This is a genomic window from Kitasatospora sp. NBC_01287 (assembly GCF_026340565.1).
GTDB lineage: Bacteria > Actinomycetota > Actinomycetes > Streptomycetales > Streptomycetaceae > Kitasatospora.
In genome coordinates this window covers 5,768,009-5,787,358 of sequence record NZ_JAPEPB010000001.1, presented here as the reverse complement: position 1 = coordinate 5,787,358, position 19,350 = coordinate 5,768,009, and the positions used below count along the sequence as shown (strand labels likewise).

Sequence of the window (19,350 nt, the reverse complement as noted above, 5' to 3'; positions counted from 1 at the left end):
GCAAAGGTTCCCAGATGATCACATTGTTCGACTGACGATTCGTCAGGCCGGCGCCGGACGGACCGTGCGTCAGTCCTGCGGCGCCGGCGCTGCGGCGTCAGCCCTGCGGCGTCAGCCCTGCGGCGTCAGTCCTGCGGCGGCGGGCCGGGCAGCGGGCGGCCGGCCACGCCGGGGCGCCGCTGCCACGGGTGCGGGCCGGCCGGCGGGCGGTAGGCGACGCCGAGCGCGTCCAGCCGGGCGTAGTGGGTGCGCATCCGCGCCTCGAAGCCGGCCAGGTCGCGGCCGCCCGCCTCGCGCGGCAGCGGCGACCAGGCGACCTCGGCGAAGGCGGCCAGCCGCGGGAAGGCCCGGTAGTCCAGGTCCCGGGCGCTGTCGGCGAACTCGCTCCAGAGGTTGGCCTGGGTGCCGATCACCTGACGGGCACTCACCTCATCCAGTGACGGGGGCACCGGCTCGAAGCGGTAGACGTCGGCCAGGGTACGCACGAAGCCGATCGGCACCGGCTCCTCGGGGCCCTCGGCCTGCCGGTGGTCCAGGTAGACCTGCTGCTCGGGACACATCACCACCTGGTGCCCGGCCCGCGCGGCGGCCACCCCGCCCGCGTACCCGCGCCAGGAGGCCACCGCGGCACCCTTGGCCAGGCCGCCCTCCAGGATCTCGTCCCAACCGATCAGCCGCCGCCCGCGCGCGGTCAGCCAGCCGTCGAAGTGCCGGATGATCCAGCTCTGCAGCTCGTCCTCGTCGGCCAGGCCCAGCTCCTCGATCCGCGCCCGGGCCGCCGGGCTGGCCCGCCACTGGTCCTTGCGGCACTCGTCCCCGCCGAGGTGGACGAACTCGGAGGGGAAGACCTCCAGCAACTCCTCCAGCACCCCTTCGAAGAAGGCCAGCGTGGCGTCGGAGGCGTTCAGCACGTTCTCGCTGACCCCCCAGTCGGTCCACACCCCGAGCGCGGCGGTGTCCACCACGTCCGTGTTGCCCAGCTCGGGATAGGCCGCGATGGCCGCCTGGGTGTGGCCGGGCAGGTCGATCTCGGGCAGCACGGTGATGCCGCGCTCGGCCGCGTAGGCGACCAGCTCGCGCAGGTCGTCCTGGGTGTAGTAGCCGCCGTGCGGCCGGTCGTCGCGCCGCTGGGCGGTCCGGTAGCCGACCATCGAGCGCTCCCGCCAGCCACCGACCCCGGTCAGCCGCGGGTAGCGCTTGACCTCGAAACGCCAGCCCTGGTCGTCGGTGAGGTGCAGGTGCAGCACGTTGAGCTTGTGCGCGGCCAGCAGGTCCACGTAGCGCAGCAGGTCGGCGAGCGGCAGGAAGTGACGGGCGACGTCGAGCAGCACCCCGCGCCAGCCGAACCGGGGCGCGTCGGTGATCTCGCAGGCGGGCAGCCGCCAGCCGGTGCGGCGCAGCGGGGCTCGCCGGTAGGCCTCGGGACCGAGCAGCTGACGCAGCGTCTGGGCCCCCCAGTGCGCGCCGGCCGGTCCGCCCGCGGTGATCCGGGCGCGCTCGGCGTCCACCGAGATCCGGTACTCCTCGGGGGCCAGCGCCGCGTCCAGCCGCAACCCGATCACCGGGTCCACCGCCCCGGGCAGCGCCAGTCCGGTGGCCGCGCCGAGCACGGAGCGCAGCCAGCGCTCGGCGTCCTCGGTGCCGGGCCCGCCGGCCAGGGTGCTCGCCGGGCCGAGCGCCAGGCCGGGGTCGGCGCCGGGGCGGTCAGCGGGCCCCTCGGCGGCAGCGGGGAGCTGGAGGGCGATCGGCGCGGGGATCAGGTCCATGCGGGCCATCCTGCCCCGCCGGGCCAGATTGGCATAGACCACTGCGCACCGGGCCGACCGGTCTACTTCTTCTTGTCGTCCCCGCCGCCGGCCGGCTCGATGCCCTCGAAGATCTCCTTGCACATCGGGCAGACCGGGTACTTCTTCGGGTCGCGCCCGGGCACCCAGACCTTGCCGCAGAGCGCGACCACCGGGGATCCGGAGAGCGCGCTCTCCATGATCTTGTCCTTCTGGACGTAGTGCGCGAAGCGCTCGTGGTCGCCGTCGCCGTGGGACACCTGCGGGACGGGCTCGACCAGGGTGCCGGTGCCGAGACCGCGCTCGGGCTCAAGAGTGCTCATAGGCGCCAAGTCTATGGGGGCCGCGCGGGAAACGGACCCCTGCCACTCGACGGGCGCCCACTGCGGCTAGTTGAGGGTGGGGTCCTCGGGGTAGGTGGCGAGCATCGCGAGCACGCCGCGCTGGCGGCGCAGCACCGCGCGCCAGAGCCGCTCGGGGCTGGGACAGGAGATGTCGCCAGGCTCGGCGTCCACCAGGTACCAGGCACCCTCGGCGATCTCCGCCTCCAGTTGCCCGGGGGTCCAGCCCGAGTAGCCGGCGAAGACCCGCAGGCCGCCCAGCTCCCCGGCCAGCACCTGCGGCGGCGCCTCCAGGTCGACCAGCCCGATCGCGCCGTGCACCCGGCGCCAGCCCAGCGGGTCCTCGGGGCCCGGCTCACCCGGCACCACCGCCACCGCGAGCGCCGAGTCCAGGCCCACCGGCCCGCCCTGGAAGACCACTTGGGGATCGCCGGCCAGCTCCGCCCAGCCGTCCAGCACATCACCGACCTCCACCGGCGTGGGCCGGTTGAGGACGACGCCGAGGGCGCCCTGCTCGTCGTGGTCCAGCAGCAGCACCACCGACCGGGCGAAGTTCGGGTCGGTGAGCACGGGGGTCGCCACCAGGAGCCGGCCTGTGTGGGAGGGGGCCGCGGTCATGCCACACATGATCCCGCAGCCGACGGTGAAACCTCCACCGCGCCGCGCCTCACCCGCTCGGCGGACAGCCCGGCGGGCTTCCACCCTAAGAGAGCATGATCACCAGGCGGCGGACAGGGAACCGGTCGACCGGCTACTACCATCTATCGAAAGGTGGCGCCCGTGCGGTCCGATGCCGTACGTCCGCCGGTCCTACCTCTCCCCCAGTCGCGGGGCGCCTCTGTGGCCCCGGCTGCGAACCCCGGATTGCGAGAACGATGACCGACGACGTCCTGCTGGTGCACGGCGGAAACCCGCTGGAAGGCGAGATCCGTGTCCGCGGCGCCAAGAACCTGGTGCCCAAGGCGATGGTGGCCGCCCTGCTCGGCCAGGGGCCCAGCAGACTGCGCAACGTGCCGGACATCCGCGACGTCAAGGTGGTGCGCGGCCTGCTCCAGCTGCACGGGGTGACCGTGCGCAGCGGCGACGAGGAGGGCGAGCTGATCCTCGACCCCTCGCACGTGGAGAGCGCCAATGTCGCCGACATCGACGCGCACGCCGGTTCCTCCCGGATCCCGATCCTGTTCTGCGGCCCGCTGCTGCACCGGCTCGGCCACGCCTTCATCCCGGGCCTGGGCGGCTGCGACATCGGCGGCCGGCCGGTCGACTTCCACTTCGAGGTCCTGCGCCAGTTCGGCGCCACCATCGAGAAGCACCCCCAGGGCACCTACCTGGTGGCCGCGCAGCGGCTGCGCGGCACCAAGATCGAGCTGCCCTACCCCTCGGTCGGCGCCACCGAGCAGGTGCTGCTCACCGCCGTGCTCGCCGAGGGCGACACCGAGCTGCGCAACGCGGCCATCGAGCCGGAGATCGTCGACCTGATCTGCGTGCTGCAGAAGATGGGCGCGATCATCTCGATGGGCACCGACCGCACCATCCAGATCACCGGGGTGGACGAGCTCGGCGGCTACGACCACCGGGCGCTGCCGGACCGCCTGGAGGCGGCCTCCTGGGCGTGCGCGGCGCTGGCCACCAAGGGCGACATCTACGTCCGCGGCGCGCGCCAGCTGGAGATGATGACCTTCCTCAACACCTTCCGGAAGGTCGGCGGCGCCTTCGCGGTGGACGACGAGGGCATCCGGTTCTGGCACCCGGGCGGCGAACTGAACGCGATCGCCCTGGAGACCGACGTGCACCCCGGCTTCCAGACCGACTGGCAGCAGCCGCTGGTGGTCGCGCTGACCCAGGCCGCGGGCCTGTCGATCGTGCACGAGACCGTCTACGAGTCGCGGCTCGGCTTCACCTCCGCGCTGAACCAGATGGGCGCGCACATCCAGCTCTACCGGGAGTGCCTGGGCGGCACGCCGTGCCGCTTCGGGCAGCGCAACTTCCTGCACTCGGCGGTCGTCTCCGGACCCTCCAAGCTGCTCGGCGGCGAGCTGGTGATCCCCGACCTGCGTGGCGGCTTCTCCTACCTGATCGCGGCGCTGGCCGCCGAGGGCACCTCGACGGTGCACGGGATCTCGCTGATCAACCGCGGCTACGAGAACTTCATGGAGAAGCTGCGGGGGCTGGGCGCCCATGTCGAGCTGCCCAGCGAGCAGGGGATGCTCGCGGCGGTCTGACGCCGGTGCGGGGCCACGGACGCGTGTGAAGGGGCCGCCCCCGCCAGGGCGGCCCCTCCGCGTGTGGCGGGCACCCCGCCAGGTGTGTCCTCGCCACGCACCGGCGCGAGGGGGATTCGCGCGGTGCCCGGCAGCAGCCTGGCAGGAGCCGGATGAGCGGACGATGAGGACCGCCGCTCGGCCGGGCCGGTCCCGGACGCCCACCAGGTGCCGGCCGGTCTCAGTGCGCCGGCAGCCGCAGCTCGGCCCGCACCCCGCCGCCCGGGGCCGCGGCCAGCCGCGCGCTGCCGCCGTGCAGCTCGGCCACCCAGCGCACGATGGCCAGCCCGGTGCCGGTGCCCGCGCCGCTGGTGACTCCCCGTCGGAAGACCGCCTCGCGGCGCTGCTCGGGCACCCCGGGGCCGCCGTCGGTGACGGTGACCAGGCCGGGCTCTACGGTCACCGTCACCGGGGTGCCGCCGCCGTGTCGCAGCGCGTTCTCCACCAGGTTGCGCACCGCCTGCCCGAGCAGCTCCGGGTCGCCGCGCACGATCACCGGCTGCTCGGCGGGCCGCACCGTCACCCGGGGCCGTTCGCCGTCCGTCCCGCTGTCCGTCCCGTCGCCCGTTGCACCGCCCGCCCCGCCGCCCCGCGGCGCCGGCGGGGCGGCGGGCAGCTCGGCGACGCACTGCTCGACCAACTGGTCCAGCCGCAGCGGTGTCAGCTCCACCAGCTGGGTGCCCGCCTCGATCCTGGCCCGGGCCAGCAGCCCGCCGACCAGGCGGGCCAGCCGCTCGCTCAGCACCGTCGCCTCGGCCAGCGCGCCCAGGGCCAGGCCGGGCGCGGCGGCACCCCGCTCCACCACCAGGCGCAGCGTGGCCAGCGGAGTACGCAGCTCGTGCGCGGCCTCGGTGAGGAACTGCTCCTGGCGCTCCAGGCCGAGCAGGGCCGGGCGCATCGCCCGCCCGGAGAGCAGGTGCCCGGCCGCGGCCGCCGCCAGCACCAGGCCGGAGCAGCCCAGCAGTAGCCGGCCGACCAGCCGCGCGTGGTCGGCCCCGCTGCGCGCCGGATCGGTGCCGACCACCACCAGGGCGGCGATGTCGTCACCGTCCCAGACCGGTGCCGCCGCCCAGCGCAGCGTCCGGCCGCCACCGCCGGGGCCGGTGGCCAGCGCGGTCCCCTGGGTGTCCTGGACCTGCCCCCAGAGCCGGGAGAGCAGCTGGGGGCCGGGCAGCCGGTCGGGGCCGGGGCGCGCCCAGCGCGGCACGCTCGGCACCCCGCCCCGCGGCCCGCGCTGCAGCGCCGCGAGCACCTCGGCGCCGCGGGCCAGCTCGTCCTCGTCCAGCGGTTCGGTGGCGAGCACGCCGCCGTCGAACCAGAGCGCGCGGGCCAGGCCGCCGGCCCGGCCGGTCACCTCGCTGTCCAGCTCCCTGGCCCGGGAGTGGGCGTCGGTGTGCGCGGCGAGCGTGGCCAGCACCAGCAGGCAGCCGGCCGTGGCGGCGGCGAAGAGCAGTGTCAGGGTCCAGCGCAGCCTGCGCAGGCGGCGGACGGCGGGGGAGGTCACGCGGAGCCGTCCCGCTCGGCCGGGTCGATCAGCCGGTAGCCCGCGCCGCGCACCGTCTCGATCGGGTCCGGCGGCCCGAGCCGGCGGCGCAGCTGGCCGATCAGCACGTCGACCACGTTGGACATCGGCTCGTGCCGCTCGTCCCAGCAGCTCTCGATCAGCCGGCTGCGGGTCACCACGCACCGGGCCTGCAGCATCAGCAGCTCCAGGACCGCGAACTCCTTGGCGGTCAGGCTGAGCAGCACCCCGCCCCGGGTGACCCGGCGGCGCGGCAGGTCCAGTTCCAGGTCGCCCAGTCGCAGCTCGGGCGAGCGGGGCTCGGGGCGGCGGCAGAGGTTGCGCACCCGGGCCACCAGCTCCGCGGCGGCGAAGGGCTTGACCAGGTAGTCGTCGGCACCGGCCTCGATGCCGGTGACCCGGTCGGCCACCGAGTCCATCGCGGTGAGCAGCAGTACCGGGCGCAGCCAGCCGGCCCGGCGGCGGTCCGCCAGCAGGCCGATCGCGTCGCCGTCGGGCAGGGCGCGGTCGGCGACCAGGCAGTGGTAGTCGGTGATCGACAGCTTGAGGTCGGCCTCGGCCAGGTCGACGGCCAGATCGACGGCGAAGCCGGCCCGGCGCAGCGTGTCGGCGATCTCCGGGCCGAGCCCGGGGTCGTCCTCCAGTACCAGTACGCGCATGGTGCTCGACCCTATGTCGAGCGCGCGCGGAAACGGCAGAGCGGGGGCGGTCCGGCGCACCGGACCGCCCCCGCTCCACAGAGGATCAGACGCCCTTGGCGGCTTCCTTGAGCTTGGAGCCGGCGCTCACCTTGGCGCTGTAGCCGGCCGCGATCTGGATCGGCTCACCGGTCTGCGGGTTGCGGGCGGTCCGGGCGGCACGGTGGGTGCGCTCGAAGGTCAGGAAACCGGGGATGGTGACCTTCTCGTCACCCTTGGCCACAACCTCGCCGACAACCTCGGCGAAGGCCGCCAGAACGGCGTCGGCGTCCTTGCGGGTCACCTCGGCGCGGTCGGCCAGAGCGGCCACCAGCTCACTGCGGTTCATGTGTACTCCTGTGGTCTGTTCGTTGCGGTGTGCGGGGGCCCATCGGTCGTCCCTCCGGAGGCACCCGGTTGGGCCGCTGGTCCGCACACTGTGCTCGTTCAGGCGGCTGGTGGTAGGGGCCCGGCTCGTGCTCCGGGCCGCGCACCGTGTCAGTCCTGCCACGTGCCTGCCTGGGAACGAATCCTGCCCTTACCGGCCCCGAGAAAGCCAATCGGGCCTCGGCCGTCCACCCCGAACGGCGCCCTCCCCACGCAGCTGTGACGCTCCGTCGGCGCCGGCGGACCGACGCGGGCGGCGGCCGGGAACGACTCGCCGAGTGGTTGGGGGACGTTCCGTACTTGTCGGACACGCCTGCCCCGTGCAGGGCTACCGTACGCCCTGACGGGGACAAGCCCAAACACGCCCTTCCCCTTGTGTCGCAAGGGATCGAGCCAGGTCGGCACGGGCAGGGGCGGTATTCGGCCAGGTGATCGACCGGATACCGCCCCCGGAGCGCCGCGAGGAGCGGGGTGAATCAGAGCTTGACCACCGGGAACGCCGCGGTGTCCAGGGTCCCGACGATGCCCGGAGTGGGCCGCGAGGGGGCACTGGCGGCCGGGTCGGCGGCGGCCAGCGCGGCGTCCCGCACCGCGGCGGCGACCGTCTTGGCCACGTCCGGGTGGAAGACGCTGGGGATGATGTAGTTCGCGTTCAGCTGGTCGTCGGTGACCGTGGTGGCCAGCGCCCGGGCCGCGGCGATCATCATCTCGGTGTTCACCGTGCGGCTCTGCGCGTCCAGCAGGCCGCGGAAGACACCCGGGAAGACCAGCACGTTGTTGATCTGGTTCGGGAAGTCGCTGCGGCCGGTGGCGACCACGGCGGCGGTCTGCCGGGCCACCGCCGGGTCGACCTCCGGGTCCGGGTTGGCCAGCGCGAAGACGATCGCCTTGTCGGCCATCGAGGCGATGTCGTCCCCGTCCAGCACGTTCGGGGCGGAGACGCCGATGAAGACGTCGGCCCCCGCCACGGCCTCCTTGAGGCTGCCGGTGCGGCCCGAGCGGTTGGTGTGCTCGGCGATCCAGCGCAGCGAGTCGTTGAGGTCCTCGCGGCCGCTGTGCACCACGCCCCGCACGTCGGCGACGGTGGCGTGCTCGACGCCGGCGGCCAGCAGCAGCTTGAGGATCGCGGTGCCGGCCGCGCCGGCGCCCGACATCACCACCCGGATGTCGCCGATCTCCTTGCCGACCACCCGCAGCGCGTTGGTCAGCGCGGCCAGCACCACGATGGCGGTGCCGTGCTGGTCGTCGTGGAAGACCGGGATGTCCAGCGCCTCGCGCAGCCGGGCCTCGATCTCGAAGCAGCGCGGCGCGGAGATGTCCTCCAGGTTGATCCCCGCGAAGCCGGGGGCGATCGCACGGACGATCTCGACGATTTTGTCAGCGTCCTGGGTGTCCAGGCAGATCGGCCAGGCGTCGATCCCGGCGAAGCGCTTGAACAGCGCCGCCTTGCCCTCCATCACCGGCAGCGCGGCCTGCGGGCCGATGTTGCCCAGGCCCAGCACCGCCGAGCCGTCGGTCACCACCGCGACGCTGTTGCGCTTGATGGTCAGGCGGCGGGCGTCCTCGGGGTTCTCGGCGATGGCCATGCAGACCCGGGCCACGCCGGGGGTGTAGATCATGCTGAGGTCGTCGCGGTTGCGGATCGGCAGCTTCGAGGACATCTCGATCTTGCCGCCGAGGTGCATCAGGAAGGTCCGGTCCGAGACCTTGCCGATCGTGACGCCCTCGATCGCGCGCAGCTTCTCGACGATCTCCTCGCCGTGCGCCACCGAGGCGGCGGCGACGGTGACGTCGATCCGCAGCGCCTCCAGGCCCGAGGCCGTCACGTCCAGGCCGGTCACCGACCCGCCGGAGGACTCCACCGCGGTGGTGATGTTGCTGACCGCACTGCCACTGGCCGGGACCTCCAGCCGCACCGTGATCGAGTTGGAGACACTGGGCACCGTCGCCATCGACGTCCTTCTTCCGTCCACTGAGGGGTAAGAGCCGGCCAGGCGGTCTTCAACGCCCTGCTGGAACGCCACTTGGTCATTTCAACAGTTTGTTGATGCTGCGCCTCGCGCATCCTAGGCCTCGATCGTCCCACCTACCAGGGGGTTCCCAGAAATATCGTCCGTTGATTGCGGGGAACCAACAACAGAGGATCCGGTGAACCTGACCAAGCACCGAAAATCCGCCGCCCGGCCTTGCCTGGCGGGGCCGATGGGTTACATTGGACGAGACACCGGCTCGATCCAAGCCCCCGGGCCCAACCTTAGTCGCTTCGAGCGACCACTTGCCGCGAGGCGAGCATGGCGGGTCGGTGTCACCAACGTGATGACTGTGGCCCCCACCTCCGGTGGGGGCCACAGTCGTTGACGGAGTGTCCGCGCTACCGCAGCAGCGCGGGGACGCCCTCGGTGTCGGGCAGGTCGTCCGGTCCCGAGAGCACCGTCAGGCGCTGGGTGGCCCGGGTCAGCGCGACGTAGAGGACCCGCAGCCCGGCCTCCGACTCGCCGGCGATGCCGGTCGGATCGGCGACCACGGTGGCGTCGTACTCCAGGCCCTTGGCCTCCAGGCTGCCCAGCGCGACCACCCGCTCGCCCAGCCCCTCGATCCAGCCGGCCGCCTCGGCCCGGCGCTCCATCGGGACCACCACGGCGACCGTGCCGTCCACCTCGCCGAGCAGGTGGCGCAGTTCGGCCCGGGCGGCGGCACCGAAGGCGGCCGGCTCGGGAGCGGTGACGGCCGCGAAGCGCGGCTCGATGCCGGTGGAGCGCACGGCGCTGGGCGAGGGCGTGCCCGGGGCGGCCAGCGCCAGCACCTTCGCCGCCACCTCGGCGATCTCGGCGGGGTTGCGGTAGTTGACGGTCAGCGTGTGGCGGCGGCGCGGCTTGCCGGCCAGCACCTCGTCCAGCGCCGCCTGGGCCTCCGCGGGGAAGGGCCAGGAACTCTGCGCCGGATCGCCCACGATGGTCCAGGTCGCCGAGCGGGAGCGGCGGCCGATCATGCGCCACTGCATCGGCGTCAGGTCCTGCGCCTCGTCGACGATCACGTGCGCGTACTCGGTGCGCTCCACCGGGAGCTGCTCGCGGCGGCGCGAACTGCGGTCGGCGAACGTGGTCACCTCCTCCAGACCGGTGAGCAGGTCCACCGCGTCCACCTCGCGCACCTTGGGCCGGGCCGGCTCGCCGAGCAGCAGCTGCAGCTCGTCGATCAGCGCCACGTCGTGCGCCGAGAGCGCCCCCTCGCCGCGCCGGCCCAGGTGGCGCCAGGAGGCGGCCAGCAGGCGGGCCTCCTCGGAACTGACCACCTGCCGGGCGATCCGGTTGGTGTGCTTGGCCTGGCGCAGCGTGGCCAGCACCTGACGCGGCGTCAGGGCGGGCCACCAGGCGTCCAGGAAGTCGAGGAACGGGGCCTCGTCCGAGACGTACTCGTCGAAGCTCTCCTTCTCCTCCTGGCGCTGCTCGCGGGAGAAGTGGTCGGCGGGCCTGGGCAGGTGCTTGGTGGCCTCCACCCAGAGCGCGTCGAGCAGCAGCCGGCGGGCCCTGGGGCGCAGCAGGTTGAGCGGGGTGCCGCCGCTGCCCACCACGTTGCCGCGCACCGCGCGCAGCCGCCCGGCGTCCAGCCGCAGCACCTCGCCGCGCGCCACCACCTTCAGCTCGGCCGGCGCACCGCCCGCGCCGGAGCCGCCGGTCGGCACCTCCAGCGCGGCCCGCGCCGCCCGGCGCAGCAGCTGGATCATCCGGGCCGAACCCTTGATCCGCGCCGTCTCGGGGCTGTCGTAGCGCTCGGCCTCGATGCCGTCCACCAGGCTGCCGATCGCCCGGATCGCCACCTGGCCCTCCTCGCCGAGCGAGGGCAGCACGCCCTCGGTGTAGGAGACCAGCAGCGGGGTCGGGCTGACCACCAGGATGCCGCCCGCGTACCGGCGGCGGTCCTGGTAGAGCAGGAACGCGGCCCGGTGCAGGGCCACGGCGGTCTTGCCGGTGCCGGGGCCGCCGGTGACCAGGGTGGCGCCGGCCGCGGGCGCCCGGATCACCTCGTCCTGCTCCTTCTGGATCGAGGAGACGATGTCGCGCATGGTGTGGCTGCGGGCCCGGCCGAGCGAGGCCATCAGGGCGCCGTCGCCGATCACCGCCAGTTCCTCGCCACCCAGCACCGGGGTGAGGTCGGGACGCAGCAGGTCGTCCTCGACGCCGATCACCTTGCGGCCCTTGGAGCGGATCACCCGGCGGCGCAGCACCCGGCCCGGCTCCAGCGGGGTGGCCCGGTAGAAGGGGGCGGCGGCCGGCGCCCGCCAGTCGATCACCAGCGGGCCGTACTCGGCGTCGAGCACGCCGAGCCGGCCGATGTGCAGGGTCTGCGCGACGTTCTCGTCACCCGGGTCCAGCGGGGTGAAGGAGGGGATGCCGTGCTCCTCGGGGGCGTCGGCCTGCTGCAGGTCGATCCGGCCGAAGAGGAAGTCCTCGAACTCGTTGTTCAACCGGTTGAGGTGCGTGCCGGCCCGGTAGACCTGCGCGTCCCGCTCGGCGAGCGCGCCGGGGGTGCCGACCTGGACCCGCTTGGCGGCGTCTTCCAGCACGTACTCGGCCTCGGCGAGCTTCTCCTCCAATCGCCGGTAGACGGTGTCGAGGTGCCGCTGCTCGCCGGCGATCTCTCGCTCGCGCAGCCCCTCGGCCGCGCTCGTGATGATGCCCGCTGGTGCCGTTCCGGCCTCGGTGGTTGCGGCCGCGTGCTGCCTGCCGTGCGCGCCCAAGGGGTCCCCTGTCGTACGTCTGCTGGTCGGAGAGATGACCGCCGTCCAAAGTCGGCGGACGGACGATCCTACTCCCGGAGGCCAGGACGGGTCACCCAGGGCGGGCGTCCCGGTCGCGCGCCACCGGATGCCCCGGGCGCTTCGGGTGCTTCGGGAAACACGAAGGCCGCCCTCCGGAATCGGAAGGCGGCCCGCATGCACATGGGATGGTGGAGATGCCGGGAATCGAACCCGGGTCCAGTGGAGTGGATTCAGGACTTCTCCGAGCGCAGTCCGCTGTGCTTTTCTCGGCCCTGGCAGTCACGCGGACAAGCCGCCAACGGGCCCAGCTACTGTTTGTTGTCCCGCTCACCCGCGTAACCCGGGTGGGCAGTTGAGTTCCCTAAATTATGCCAGGCTCCGGGTCGGGAACTCCCCGGTCTGACACCTTGGCTACTCGCTGCTCAGGCAGCGAGCGCGAAGGACTCGCGCTTAGAATTGGCGATTATTTTTTTGCGACAGATGGTTAACGAGATCATTGCCGCGTTCCTCGGCTCGCTTCTCCTGTTTCGACGTCCCCTGTCGAAACCGATCATCCCCATGTTTTTTTGAGAAACAGCTGGTTGAACCGCGCCCCGCCCGGGTCGACCCCGTCCGGTGACGCTCGCTCCATGGTACGCGCCCCGGATGGGGCGGTCCAGCCGATTAGGCCGCCGCGCCGGGGGCCGGCGGCGACTTGGTCACGTGCGGCCCGGGGGTGCCGAGCTGCTGGGCCAGCCAGGGCAGCGCGTCGGCGAACGCGGTGGCGGCGAACTGCCAGACGTGCCGGCCCGGTTGGACGTCCACCGTGCACGCGATGCCGTCCTTGCGGGCGGCCGCGGCCAGCTGCCTGCCCTGCGCGGTCTGCCGGACCTCCTCATCGCCGCTCTCGAACCACCCGGAGGTACCGCGGTACTTGCCGTGGCGCCCGAGCACCGTCAGCGGATCGTGCGCCGACCAGGCCGCCGCGTTGCCGCCGTAGAGCTTGTCGATGGTCTGCTGCTTGTCGCCGGCGTTGGGTCCGAGGTCGCCGGAGATGTCCTCGAAATGGGTGAAGACCTGGGGGTGTTCAACCGCCAGGTCGACCGCGCAGGTCCCGCCCATCGACCAGCCCGCCACGCCCCACTTGCGCGGGTCGGTCGCGGTGCCGAAGGTCTTCTCGATGTACGGCGGGATGTCGCGCACCAGGTGGTCCTCGGCCATTCCGTTCGGACCGTCCACGCATTCGGTGTCGACCTTGAATCCGCCGGTCGCGTCGGTGAAGACCAGGACCGGCGCGTAACCGCCGTGCCGGGCGGCATAGGCGTCGGCGGTCCGCACCGCGTCACCGGCGCGCACCCAGTTGTCGGGCGCCGCGTACTCGCCGCCGATCATCTCCACCACGGGCAGCTTGGGGCGGGCCTTGCTGCGGAACCAGGCCGGCGGCAGGTACACCAGCTCGGGGCGGTGCTCGAAACCGCTGGCGCTGTCGGGTATGTCCACCTGGACGATCCGGCCGGTGCCGGTCCGACCGGTCAGCGAGCCGAGCTGGTCGAGCGTCACCTGCTGGGGCAGCGGTGCGCCGGTCAGCTCGCCGATCGCGTCGTCCAGGGTCGGGAAGTAGCCGGTGGCGGCGTTCAGCGCGTTGCCGGCGGCCAGCAGGGCGAGCAGGGCGGCCACCGGCGCGAGCGCTCGGCGCCACCAGCGCGCCGAGCGCCGGCCGGCCACCAGCACCGCGAGTGCCAGCACGGCGGCGCCGGCCCAGAGCCAGAGTTCCGGCGGCAGCGGGTCGGTGACCCCGCCGACGGTGACCGCGAGCAGCCCGGCCAGGCCGGTCAGCAGCGCGGCGGCGCCGACCGCCACCGGGACCCGGCGCAGCCGCCAGCGGCGGTCCCGCCAACCGATCGAGGCCAGCAGGGCGGCCCCCGCGGCGACTTGGACGGCCCACGGGAACCAGCCGGCCAGCAGGGAGACGTTCATCCCCGAATCGTACCGATCCGGATGCCGCCCCCAGGCCGCTGACCAGCCAGGATCACGCAGTTGGGACGAAGCCGCTACCGAACGCGCACAATCAGCCCTGCCGGCGGCGGGCCGCGGAGACCGCGCGCGCCGTCTCCCGGGTGTCCTGCTTCTCGCGCAGGGTCTGCCGCTTGTCGTAGAGCTTCTTGCCGACCGCGAGGGCCAGCTCCAGCTTGACCCGGCCGTCCTTGAAGTAGAGCGAGAGCGGCACCAGGGTGTGCCCGGTCTCCTTGGTCTTCGCCTCCAGCTTGCGGATCTCCATCTTGTGCAGCAGCAGCTTGCGCTTGCGCCGCGCCGAGTGGTTGGTCCACGTCCCCTGGGTGTACTCGGGGATGAAGACGTTGTCGATCCACACCTCGCCGGCCTGGGTGTAGGCGTAGCCGTCGACCAGGTTGGCCCGCCCCTCGCGCAGCGACTTGACCTCGGTGCCGGTGAGCACCATCCCGCACTCGTAGGTGTCGAGGATCGTGTACTCGTGTCGCGCCTTCTTGTTCTGCGCGATCAGCTTCTGTCCCGTTTCCTTTGCCATAGCACCGGACATTCTCGCACCTCGCGGCCGTGCCCGGCAGCCGGTTTACGGCCGCGCGGCCACCTCGCCGAGACCGCTGAGCACCCGCAGCGCCAGCGCGTCGGCGCTGCCGGGGTCGGCGGCGGGCACGTCGGGGAGCAGCCCGGTGCCGTCCGGCGAGCGGCCGGCGGGGGTGGACCAGCGGCCCACGGTGAGCTCCAGCACCGATCCGTCGGCGAGCCGGCTGGGCTGCTGCACGGTGCCCTTGCCGAAGGTCCGGCTGCCCACCAGCACCGCCCGGCAACGGTCCTGTAGCGCGCCGGCCAGCAGTTCGGCGGCGCTCATGGTGCCGCCGTCCACCAGCACCACCAGCGGCGTGCGCGCGTCGCCGCCGGGTGCGGCGGTCAACTCCCGCCGCTCGCCGCCGGCCAGGTAGGAGGCGACCGGGCCGCCGTCCAGGAAGACCGAGGCGGTGGCGACCGCCTCAGCCACCAGGCCACCGGAGTTGCCGCGCAGGTCGAGCACCACCCCGTGCTCGGGAGATCGCCGCACCGCCGCGGCGATCTCGGCGCCGACCCCGGTGGTGAAGGCCCGCGCGGTGATCCAGAGCACCCCGGCGGCCGGGTGGTCCACCGCGACGTCCTGGGCGGCGAGCACGGCCCGGCGCAGCGTCACCTCGCGCGGCGCCGCGCCGGGCCGGCGCAGCGTGAGCCGCACCGCGGAACCGGGCCCGGCCGCGCGGCCCGGCTCGGCGGGGGTGTCGGGGCGGCCGCGCAGCCGGGCCACCACCTCGGTCACCGGCAGGCGGTCCACCGGCGCGCCGTCCACCGCGAGCAGGCGCTCGCCGACCGCGATCCCGGCCGCGGCGGCCGGCGAGCCCGGGGTCAGCTCGGCGACCACCGTCGAGCCGTCGGCGGCCCGGTCCACGAAGAGCCCGACCCCCAGGTACTCGCCGTCCAGGCCCTGGGCGAACTCGGCGTACTCCTGCGGGCTGTAGTAGGCGGCCCAGCGGTCGCCGCCGACCGCCACCAGGCGCTCGGCCTGCTGCGGGGTGAGCGCCGCCGCGGGCGGTGCACCACCGTCCAGGCCGCGATGGCCGTCCTGGCCGTCCTCGCTGCCCTGGCTGCGCTGACCGGACGCGGTTGCGTTGCCGGCCGGGACGGCCGGACGCACCGGAGCGGTGCCGCCCCAGGCACCCGCGGCGGCACCGCTGAGCAGCACCGCGCCGAACACCAGGCCGAGAGCGGCACCGCGGCGCGCCCTCCCCCGGCCGCCGGCCGCAGGGACACCCATCGCGGTTGCGGTCATGGCAGCGGAGTGTAAGCGCCCGGTGCGCTCTGTGGCCGCAGAACGGCGCAACGCCACCGGGAGTGACGACAGCCGGTCCGCTCCGTGCTCCCGGGCCGGCGGACCCTGGAGCGGGACAGGGCCTAGACCTTCAGGTACTTGCGCAGGGTCAGGAAGGCCGCGATCGCCGCCATCGCCATACCGGCCACGATCAGCAGCGGGATCACCTGGAGCACCGAGGAGAGCCCGATGAACTGGATGAACGCCACCTTCTTGGCGAGCCAGCTGTGCACGCCGAAGTTGCCGAGCAGCAGCAGACCCGAGGCCAGCACCGCGCCCAGCAAGGCGGCGAAGGCCGCCTCCGCGATGAACGGCATCTGCACGTAGAAGTTGGACGCGCCCACCAAGCGCATGATCCCGGTCTCCCGCCTTCGACTGAAGGCCGAGACCCGCACGGTGTTGACGATCAGCAGCAGGGCCACCGACAGCATCAGCACCATGATCACGAAGGCTGCCGTCTGCAGACCGTTGAGCAGCCCGAAGAGGTTGTCCAGGATCTGCCGCTCGTCCTCCACCGAGCGCACTCCTGGATGCCCGGCGAACGCGCTCTGCAGCACGTCGTAACGGGTCGGGTCGCTCAGCTTCACCCGCCAGGAGGAGGGGATCGCGTCGGCACCGAGGACGGAGACCAGGGCGTTGTCCGGGTTCATGTCCTTCCAGTGCTTGTACGCCTCCGCCTGGCTCTCGAAGGTGGAGCTCTCGACCAGCGGCTGCATCTTGTCCAGACCGGCCTTCACGGCGTCGATCTGGTCCTGGGTGGCGGCACCGTTGGCGCACTGCGGGGCGGTCTTGGCGTCCGCCTTGGTGCAGAAGTAGATACTGACCTCGACCTTGTCGTACCAGTACCCCTTCATCGAGTTGACCTGGTCACGGACCAGCAGACTGGCCCCGGCCAGGGCGAGCGAGAGCGCGACGCTGACCACGACCGCGATGGTCATGGTCAGGTTGCGGCGGAGACCCACACCGATCTCCGACAGGATGAACTGGGCGCGCATGGGCTTCTTCTACTCCAAGATCAAGGCTGGTGGACCGGCGGCGACACGACGGGCCGGCGGAGCCGGCCGGGCCCCGGGGCCTCGGGGGCCCAGGGCCGTACGGGCCTAGTGCTGGTACCCGTAGACACCGCGGGCCTGGTCGCGGACCAGCAGCCCCTTGTCGAGCTCGATCACGCGCTTGCGCATCTGGTCGACGATGGCCTGGTCGTGGGTGGCCATCAGCACCGTGGTCCCGGTGCGGTTGATCCGGTCCAGCAACTTCATGATGCCGACCGAGTTCTGCGGGTCCAGGTTGCCGGTCGGCTCGTCGGCGATCAGCAGCATCGGGCGGTTGACGAAGGCCCGGGCGATCGCCACGCGCTGCTGCTCACCACCGGAGAGCTCGCCGGGCATCCGGTCCTCCTTGCCGCCGAGGCCGACCAGGTCGAGCACCTCGGGCACCACCTTGTTGATGGCACCCTTCGGCTTGCCGATGACCTCCAGCGCGAACGCCACGTTCTGCGCCACGGTCTTGTTCGGCAGCAGGCGGAAGTCCTGGAAGACGGTGCCCAGTTGGCGCCGCATGTGCGGCACCTTCCAGTTGGACAGCTTGCCCAGGTCCTTGCCGAGCACGTGCACCTCGCCCGTGCTGGGGCGCTCCTCGCGCAGGCACAGGCGCAGGAAGGTGGACTTGCCCGAGCCGGAGGAACCGACCAGGAAGACGAACTCGCCCTTCTCGATCTCCAGCGAGACCTCCGACAGGGCGGGGCGGTTCTGCTTGGGATAGGTCTTGGAAACGTTGTCGAATCTGATCACGGCTGCATCACGGAGGCCATCCTAGGCGGAGCAGCCGACAGCTCGGACAACTTCCGTAACCCGATCGTTACTTCAGGCCGATGACGGGCGCCGGTCGCACTGCTCCTGGGGCGGACCCGCCCCTCGATCCGGCCGAGGCGGGGTGGCGGGAGCGGCCCGAACGGCTGCCCCCGGCTTGGGACCATACGCGACCCGGCTGAGACCGCGCAGGGCGGTCCGGCGAACGGTCCTGACGGATTGTCCGCTCTCGATGGGAAATAACCGGAAAATCGTGAGTCGATCCACAGCCCGCTCCCGGGGCCGCACACCTCGGGCCCGGCCCGCCGGCACCGGGGCGGCCCGAGGTGTGCGGCCCCGGGAGCGGTTTTCCGGCCCGGGCGCCGGAAGCCGCGGAACCTGGCAGAGTAGAGGGCAAACCGCGCTGCCGCGGTCCGGCTCCGATCCCCCGCCCGGAGCAGATACGGGAACCATCCGGCTGCCCGGCGCGTTGGCTGTAGCAGGCAAGGAGGAGATCGCATGACATGCGACCATCTGGTGTGCGCCAACTGCGCCGGCCGCGTCAGCGAGGGCCGGTGCCCGGTCTGCCGCGCCGAGCGTGCCCGGCTGCAACAGCAGCAGGGCCCCTTCTCCACGCTCTCCCCGGCCACGCTGCTCGCGCTGCTGGCCGCGCTGCTGGCGGTGGCGATGATCTGCCGGCAGGCGCTGGCCTAGCCGAGCCCGTCGCACCTCGTCCACCGCACGGCGCTCCCGCCGTTCACCGCACGGCACTCCCGCTCAGAATGCGCAGGGCCCCCGGACTCGGTCCGGGGGCCCTCTTCTTTCACCAGCGCCCGCTCAACGCCCGCGGTGCGCGCGGGCGCCGCCGGCTCAGTTCTCGCGCTGCTTGCGCCAGCGGATACCGGCCTCGATGAAGCCGTCGATGTCGCCGTCCAGGACCGCCTGCGGGTTGCCGACCTCGAAGTCGGTGCGCAGGTCCTTGACCATCTGGTACGGGGCCAGCACGTAGGAGCGCATCTGGTTGCCCCAGGAGCTGCCGCTGTCCTTGAGCGCGTCCATCGCCGCGCGCTCCTCCTGGCGGCGCCGCTCCAGCAGCTTGGCCTGGAGGACGTTCATCGCCGAGGCCTTGTTCTGGATCTGCGAGCGCTCGTTCTGGCAGGAGACCACCACGCCGGTGGGCAGGTGGGTGATCCGGACCGCCGAGTCGGTGGTGTTGACGCCCTGGCCGCCGGGGCCGGAGGCGCGGTAGACGTCGATCCGCAGTTCGCCCTCGTCGATGTCGACGTGGTCGCTCTGCTCGACGACCGGGAGCACCTCGACGCCCGCGAAGGAGGTCTGCCGGCGGCCCTGGTTGTCGAAGGGCGAGATCCGCACCAGGCGGTGCGTGCCCTGCTCGACCGAGAGGGTGCCGTAGGCGTAGGGGGACTTCACGGTGAAGGTCGCGGACTTGATGCCGGCCTCCTCCGCGTAGGAGGTGTCGTAGACCTCGGTCGGGTAGCCGTGCCGCTCGGCCCAGCGCAGGTACATGCGCATCAGCTGCTCGGCGAAGTCGGCGGCGTCCACACCGCCGGCCTCGGCCCGGATGTTGACCAGGGCCTCACGGGCGTCGTACTCGCCGGAGAGCAGCGTGCGCACCTCCAGCTCCTCGACGGCCTTCTTGACCGAGACGAGCTCGCCCTCGGCCTCGGCCAGGGTCTCGGCGTCGTCCTCGGCCTGGGCCAGCTCGAACAGCACACCCAGGTCCTCGACCCGGCCGCGCAGCTGCGTGACCTTGCGCAGCTCGCCCTGCAGGAAGGAGAGGCGGCTGGTGATCTTCTGCGCGTTCGCGACGTCGTCCCAGAGGCTGGGGGCGGCTGCCTCCTCCTCCAGGTGTGCGATGTCGGCCCGGATCTTGTCCAGGTCGAGGACGGCCTCGATCGACCCCATGGTCGTTTCGAGGTTCTTGAGCTCTTCGGAAGGATCGACGGCTGCCACGCCACCAG

16 protein-coding genes and 1 other RNA gene are annotated in these 19,350 nt (G+C 72.7%); 2 read left to right on the top strand and 15 right to left on the bottom strand.

The features are described 5' to 3' along the window. Positions 1 to 125: 125 nt before the first annotated feature. From OG455_RS25035 to OG455_RS25025, 3 genes are all read right to left on the bottom strand, one after another. Entirely contained in the window at positions 126 to 1,766 is a 1,641-nt protein-coding gene (locus OG455_RS25035) for a beta-N-acetylhexosaminidase (protein ID WP_266297283.1), read from the bottom strand. Positions 1,767 to 1,828: 62 nt separating this feature from the next. After that, a complete protein-coding gene (locus OG455_RS25030; RefSeq protein WP_184937681.1) occupies positions 1,829 to 2,107 on the bottom strand; it encodes a DUF3039 domain-containing protein in 279 nt (92 codons plus the stop codon). Between the two features lie 66 nt (positions 2,108 to 2,173). Continuing rightward, a complete protein-coding gene (locus OG455_RS25025; RefSeq protein WP_266297281.1) occupies positions 2,174 to 2,752 on the bottom strand; it encodes a YqgE/AlgH family protein in 579 nt (192 codons plus the stop codon). A 248-nt stretch (positions 2,753 to 3,000) separates the two neighbouring features. Between OG455_RS25025 and murA the strand changes: the two genes are divergently transcribed. Next, positions 3,001 to 4,347: a UDP-N-acetylglucosamine 1-carboxyvinyltransferase gene (gene murA / locus OG455_RS25020; protein WP_266297279.1), complete on the top strand. Its 1,347-nt coding sequence runs from the start codon at positions 3,001 to 3,003 to the stop codon at positions 4,345 to 4,347. Between the two features lie 220 nt (positions 4,348 to 4,567). Here murA and OG455_RS25015 read toward each other — a convergent pair whose 3' ends face one another. From OG455_RS25015 to ftsE, 11 genes are all read right to left on the bottom strand, one after another. Next, positions 4,568 to 5,890: a sensor histidine kinase KdpD gene (locus tag OG455_RS25015; RefSeq protein ID WP_266297277.1), complete on the bottom strand. Its 1,323-nt coding sequence runs from the start codon at positions 5,888 to 5,890 to the stop codon at positions 4,568 to 4,570. After that, a complete protein-coding gene (locus OG455_RS25010) occupies positions 5,887 to 6,567 on the bottom strand; it encodes a response regulator transcription factor (RefSeq protein ID WP_266297275.1) in 681 nt (226 codons plus the stop codon). The genes OG455_RS25015 and OG455_RS25010 overlap by 4 nt, the downstream gene beginning before the upstream one ends. An 85-nt stretch (positions 6,568 to 6,652) precedes the next feature. Then, positions 6,653 to 6,934: an HU family DNA-binding protein gene (locus OG455_RS25005; protein WP_145905962.1), complete on the bottom strand. Its 282-nt coding sequence runs from the start codon at positions 6,932 to 6,934 to the stop codon at positions 6,653 to 6,655. A gap of 514 nt (positions 6,935 to 7,448) precedes the next feature. Further along, the gene (locus OG455_RS25000) at positions 7,449 to 8,924 is read right to left on the bottom strand and encodes an NAD-dependent malic enzyme (RefSeq protein ID WP_266297270.1); all 1,476 of its coding nucleotides are present in this window, start codon (positions 8,922 to 8,924) and stop codon (positions 7,449 to 7,451) included. 419 nt (positions 8,925 to 9,343) lie between these two features. After that, positions 9,344 to 11,647 (bottom strand): UvrD-helicase domain-containing protein, encoded by a 2,304-nt coding sequence (locus tag OG455_RS24995; RefSeq protein WP_266300945.1) that lies wholly within the window; start codon positions 11,645 to 11,647, stop codon positions 9,344 to 9,346. 270 nt (positions 11,648 to 11,917) lie between these two features. Next, positions 11,918 to 12,289: a transfer-messenger RNA gene (ssrA, locus tag OG455_RS24990) on the bottom strand. A gap of 105 nt (positions 12,290 to 12,394) precedes the next feature. Further along, the gene (locus OG455_RS24985) at positions 12,395 to 13,687 is read right to left on the bottom strand and encodes an alpha/beta hydrolase family protein (protein WP_266297268.1); all 1,293 of its coding nucleotides are present in this window, start codon (positions 13,685 to 13,687) and stop codon (positions 12,395 to 12,397) included. Between the two features lie 91 nt (positions 13,688 to 13,778). After that, positions 13,779 to 14,255, bottom strand: coding sequence for an SsrA-binding protein SmpB (gene smpB / locus OG455_RS24980; protein WP_266297265.1), 477 nt, complete (start codon positions 14,253 to 14,255; stop codon positions 13,779 to 13,781). Between the two features lie 45 nt (positions 14,256 to 14,300). Continuing rightward, the gene (locus tag OG455_RS24975) at positions 14,301 to 15,542 is read right to left on the bottom strand and encodes a S41 family peptidase (protein ID WP_266297263.1); all 1,242 of its coding nucleotides are present in this window, start codon (positions 15,540 to 15,542) and stop codon (positions 14,301 to 14,303) included. Between the two features lie 122 nt (positions 15,543 to 15,664). After that, positions 15,665 to 16,576, bottom strand: a complete 912-nt coding sequence (gene ftsX / locus OG455_RS24970) for a permease-like cell division protein FtsX (protein ID WP_266297261.1) — start codon at positions 16,574 to 16,576, stop codon at positions 15,665 to 15,667. 105 nt (positions 16,577 to 16,681) lie between these two features. Next, on the bottom strand, positions 16,682 to 17,371 hold the full coding sequence (ftsE, locus tag OG455_RS24965; RefSeq protein WP_035848706.1) for a cell division ATP-binding protein FtsE: 690 nt from the start codon (positions 17,369 to 17,371) through the stop codon (positions 16,682 to 16,684). Between the two features lie 516 nt (positions 17,372 to 17,887). Between ftsE and OG455_RS24960 the strand changes: the two genes are divergently transcribed. Next, the gene (locus OG455_RS24960; protein ID WP_266297258.1) at positions 17,888 to 18,082 is read left to right on the top strand and encodes a hypothetical protein; all 195 of its coding nucleotides are present in this window, start codon (positions 17,888 to 17,890) and stop codon (positions 18,080 to 18,082) included. A 156-nt stretch (positions 18,083 to 18,238) separates the two neighbouring features. Here the strand turns inward: OG455_RS24960 and prfB are convergent, their stop codons facing one another. Further along, a complete protein-coding gene (prfB, locus tag OG455_RS24955) occupies positions 18,239 to 19,342 on the bottom strand; it encodes a peptide chain release factor 2 (protein WP_266297256.1) in 1,104 nt (367 codons plus the stop codon). Positions 19,343 to 19,350: the final 8 nt, after the last annotated feature.

Bases quoted from the DNA above. Each gene is read 5' to 3' on its own strand.
- OG455_RS25035 (WP_266297283.1), bottom strand. From the start codon at position 1,766: ATGGACCTGATCCCCGCGCCGATCGCCCTCCAGCTCCCCGCTGCCGCC.
- OG455_RS25030 (WP_184937681.1), bottom strand. From the start codon at position 2,107: ATGAGCACTCTTGAGCCCGAGCGCGGTCTCGGCACCGGCACCCTGGTC.
- OG455_RS25025 (WP_266297281.1), bottom strand. From the start codon at position 2,752: ATGTGTGGCATGACCGCGGCCCCCTCCCACACAGGCCGGCTCCTGGTG.
- murA (WP_266297279.1), top strand. From the start codon at position 3,001: ATGACCGACGACGTCCTGCTGGTGCACGGCGGAAACCCGCTGGAAGGC.
- OG455_RS25010 (WP_266297275.1), bottom strand. From the start codon at position 6,567: ATGCGCGTACTGGTACTGGAGGACGACCCCGGGCTCGGCCCGGAGATC.
- OG455_RS25005 (WP_145905962.1), bottom strand. From the start codon at position 6,934: ATGAACCGCAGTGAGCTGGTGGCCGCTCTGGCCGACCGCGCCGAGGTG.
- OG455_RS25000 (WP_266297270.1), bottom strand. From the start codon at position 8,924: ATGGCGACGGTGCCCAGTGTCTCCAACTCGATCACGGTGCGGCTGGAG.
- OG455_RS24985 (WP_266297268.1), bottom strand. From the start codon at position 13,687: ATGAACGTCTCCCTGCTGGCCGGCTGGTTCCCGTGGGCCGTCCAAGTC.
- smpB (WP_266297265.1), bottom strand. From the start codon at position 14,255: ATGGCAAAGGAAACGGGACAGAAGCTGATCGCGCAGAACAAGAAGGCG.
- OG455_RS24975 (WP_266297263.1), bottom strand. From the start codon at position 15,542: ATGACCGCAACCGCGATGGGTGTCCCTGCGGCCGGCGGCCGGGGGAGG.
- ftsX (WP_266297261.1), bottom strand. From the start codon at position 16,576: ATGCGCGCCCAGTTCATCCTGTCGGAGATCGGTGTGGGTCTCCGCCGC.
- OG455_RS24960 (WP_266297258.1), top strand. From the start codon at position 17,888: ATGACATGCGACCATCTGGTGTGCGCCAACTGCGCCGGCCGCGTCAGC.